This window comes from Acinetobacter sp. Swhac1, from assembly GCF_013390985.1.
Lineage (GTDB): Bacteria > Pseudomonadota > Gammaproteobacteria > Pseudomonadales > Moraxellaceae > Acinetobacter > Acinetobacter towneri.
Genome location: NZ_JACASN010000119.1, coordinates 1 through 527 on the forward strand (window position 1 = coordinate 1; position 527 = coordinate 527).

Annotated in this window: 1 pseudogene; it reads right to left on the bottom strand. The window is 45.7% G+C overall.

The annotated features are described in order from the left end of the window. Positions 1–527, bottom strand: a pseudogene (gene istA / locus HX743_RS16245) (IS21-like element ISAba8 family transposase); the annotation flags it as partial.

The window sequence follows — 527 nt, forward strand, 5'->3', positions numbered from 1 at the left end:
GAACCTGTATCTGATTGCGGTAATGGCGTAAATTTTTGCTGCTCCTGTTGCAGTCGAACAGCCGGTTTTTCTTGCGTGGTGGCATGAATCCGCTGATTGGCGGTTTCATGCAGCCACCGGCCAATGTGGGCATTGGCGACATCAACATCTAACAGTAAACCCGAAGTCTTCAGGCTTGCTTTCAATGGCACAATAAAGCTTGATTTGAGGTATCCATTAAAGCGTTCAACTTTGCCTTTGGTCTGTGCACGGTAGGGCTTACATACGCGAGGACGAAAGCTGTATTTCTTGGCGCAGTCGAGCAGTTTGGGGTTCCATTTATGCTGCCCCTCCTGATAGGCATCCCGTTCAATCATGATCGTTTTAGCGTTATCAAACAGGATTTCTTGAGGTACTCCTGCAAAAAACTGAAATGCATTTTCTAGACCATCGATCCATGCATCCGTACGTTCATGATCATAAAATTTCACGAAAGTCGCTCTGGAATACCCTAATGTTGCGACAAAGGCTTTTAAAGTCGTGTTGTT